This window comes from Sphingomonas sp., assembly GCF_036387535.1.
Taxonomy (GTDB): Bacteria; Pseudomonadota; Alphaproteobacteria; order Sphingomonadales; family Sphingomonadaceae; genus Sphingomonas_R.
Genome location: NZ_DASVTO010000057.1, coordinates 1 through 2,904, shown reverse-complemented (window position 1 = coordinate 2,904; position 2,904 = coordinate 1). Strand labels below are relative to the sequence as shown.

General features: G+C 65.7%; 3 protein-coding genes. 1 reads left to right on the top strand and 2 read right to left on the bottom strand.

What is annotated here, in order from left to right:
• A partial coding sequence (locus VF649_RS04825) for a dihydroxy-acid dehydratase (protein ID WP_331010824.1) occupies positions 1-832 on the bottom strand: 832 nt, incomplete at its 3' end.
• Positions 825-2,285 carry a glucose-6-phosphate dehydrogenase gene (gene zwf, locus VF649_RS04820; protein WP_331010823.1) on the bottom strand — a complete coding sequence of 487 codons (1,461 nt, stop codon included), beginning with the start codon at positions 2,283-2,285 and terminating at the stop codon, positions 825-827. The genes VF649_RS04825 and zwf, both read right to left, overlap by 8 nt.
• A 128-nt stretch (positions 2,286-2,413) precedes the next feature.
• On the opposite strand from zwf, the gene VF649_RS04815 reads away from it, so the two are divergent.
• Positions 2,414-2,904 (top strand): MFS transporter (locus VF649_RS04815; RefSeq protein ID WP_331010822.1); only part of this gene is annotated, 491 nt, incomplete at its 3' end.

Sequence of the window (2,904 nt, the reverse complement as noted above, 5' to 3'; positions counted from 1 at the left end):
GATAGTCGTTGCCGTTCCACCCGATCTCCGCCACCCGGTGCGTCGCCGCGCGGGTCAACGCCGTGCGCAGCGCCGTGCCCGGATTGACGAAGGCGGCGCCCGGGATATGCAGGCCCATTACTTCCATCATCATCTGGTTGGAATTGGCGGTACCATAGAAGGTGCAGGTGCCCGCCCCATGATAGCTCGCCGATTCCGCCTCCAGCAGTTCGGCACGCCCGACCTTGCCCTCGGCATACAGCTGGCGGACGCGCTGCTTCTCCTTGTTCGCCAGGCCCGACGGCATCGGCCCGGCCGGGACCAGGATCGTCGGCAAATGCCCGAACCGCAGCGCGCCCATCAACAGGCCCGGTACGATCTTGTCGCAAATGCCGAGCAGCGCCGCGCCTTCGAACATGCCGTGACTCAGACCGATCGCGGTCGACATCGCAATCGTGTCGCGGCTGAACAGCGACAGTTCCATGCCCGGCAGGCCCTGCGTCACGCCGTCGCACATCGCCGGCACGCCGCCCGCCACCTGCGCGGTCGCGCCCACCTCCCGCGCGAACAGCTTCATCTGTTCGGGATAGCGGTGATAGGGCTGATGCGCGGACAACATGTCGTTGTAAGCGGTGACGATCCCGATGTTCATCGCCCCGCCCGCGCGGATCAGCGGCTTGTCCTCGCCGCTGGCGGCAAAGCCGTGCGCCAGGTTGCCGCATCCCATCCGGCTGCGATCCACGCCGCGCTCGCGCTCCTGCCGGATCAGGTCGAGATAGGCACCGCGCGAGAGCCGGGATCGTTCGATGATCCGGTCGGTGACGGCGGCAACCGCCGATGCGATCTCAGTCATTCCAATGCACTCCGTCCCGCTCGGTCAGCGCGATAGCCGCGGATGGACCCCATGTCCCCGCAGCATAGGGTTTCGGCTCCATGCCGTTCGCGATCCAGCCGGCGCGGATCCCGTCCACCCATTCCCATTGCGCCTCCACCTCGTCACGCCGCACGAACAGCGTCGGATCGCCTTCGATCAGGTCGAGCAGCAGCCGTTCATAGGCGATCCGCCGCCGCGTATCGGCGAAGGCGTTCAACATCCCCAGGTCCAGCGGCACTTCGCGCAACCGGATCCCGGCCCGGTCCAGCCCAGGCTGCTTGGCCATCATCGTCAGCCGGATCGTTTCTTCCGGCTGCAACCGGATCAGCAGGCGGTTGGGATGAGTCACCGCGCCCTTGCTGGCGAAGATCGAATGCGGCACCGGCCGGAACTGGATCACGATCTCCGAATGGCGCGACGGCATCCGCTTGCCGGTCCGCAGGTAGAAGGGAACATTCTTCCACCGCCAATTGTCCACATGCGCCTTGATCGCGACGAACGTCTCGGTGCCCGACGGCTTACCCAGTTCGTCCAGATAAGCGTGCACCGGCTGCCCCGCCACCGCGCCCGCCCCATATTGACCGATCACGCTGTTCTGTGCCGCCTCCGCGGTGCCGATCCGCCGCAAGGACCGCAGGACCTTGACCTTCTCGTCACGGATTGCGGTCGCGTCGAATTGGGCGGGTGGCTCCATCGCCACCAGCGCCAGCAATTGCAGCATGTGGTTCTGCAGCATGTCGCGCAGCGACCCGGATCCATCGAAATAGGCGGTACGCCCCTCTAGCCCCACCGTTTCCGCCACCGTGATCTGGACATGATCGATCCCGGCCGCATTCCACAGCGGTTCGAACAGCGTATTGGCGAAGCGCAGCGCCAGCAGGTTCTGGACCGTTTCCTTGCCCAGATAATGATCGATCCGGAACGTGCGATCCTCCGGAAATACGGTGGCGACCGCGTCGTTGATCTCCCGGCTGGACGCCAGATCCCCGCCCAGCGGCTTTTCCAGCGCCAGTCGCACATTGGGTCCCGACAATCCCGCCCGGTTCAGCCCGGTGATCGTCGCCCCGAACAGGCTGGGCGCGGTGGACAGGAAAATCGACAGGCCGGTCTGTGCCGCGGTTCCGACAACATCGGCCAGCGCGACGAACTGTTCCGGGTCCGATGCGTCCACGGCAACATAACGCAACCGCTCCAGGAATCGCGTAACCGCCGCGGCCGGCCGCCGGTCGGCATCGATCCAGCGTTCCAGCGCGGATGCCGCTACCGCGCGGAACCCGGCATCGTCCAGGTCGCTGCGCGCCGTTCCGACGATGGTCAGCCCGTTCGGCAACAGGCCGTCGACATCCAGCCCGAACAGCGACGGCAGCAACATCCGCTGCGCGAGGTCGCCGGTCGCGCCGAACAGCAACAGGGCGTCCGATGGATGCTGCATTTCGGTCTTCCTCCACAAGGTCGCGCGCTGCCGCTGTCTAGCCCGACGTTGACAACCTTGTCATCCATCAATCAAAGCAGGCCGCGACAACCGGCAGGGATGGCCGGATCAAGGCGGAGAGCAGACAGATGGCCATGGCACCCACCTCCACCGGGACCGTCGCTGACGAGGATTCCGGTCCCGCCGCGCCCGCCGAACTGCGCTGGTTCGTCTTCGCCCTGTTCTTCATCTTCGGTGGTATCACCAGCCTGAACGACGTACTGATCCCGAAGCTCAAGGACCTGTTCGAACTGTCCTATGCAGAAGCGATGCTGATCCAGTCGGCCTTCTTCGCTGCGTATTTCTTCGTTTCCTTCCCCGCCGCGGGCATCGTCCGCCGCGCCGGGTACATGCGAACGGCCGCCATCGGCCTGCTGGTCATGACCGCCGGCTGCCTGCTGTTCGTGCCGGCGGCCAAATCCGGCTTGTTCGTCACCTTCCTGCTCGCGCTGTTCGTGCTGGGGGCCGGCATCACCATCGTGCAGGTCGTGGCCAATCCGCTGATCTCGATGCTGGGCGCGCCGCGTACCGCCTCCAGCCGCCTGACCTTCGCGCAGGCGTTCAACTCGCTCGGCACCAC

Excerpts from the sequence above, each read along its gene's own strand:
- zwf (WP_331010823.1), bottom strand. The coding sequence starts at position 2,285 with ATGCAGCATCCATCGGACGCCCTGTTGCTGTTCGGCGCGACCGGCGAC.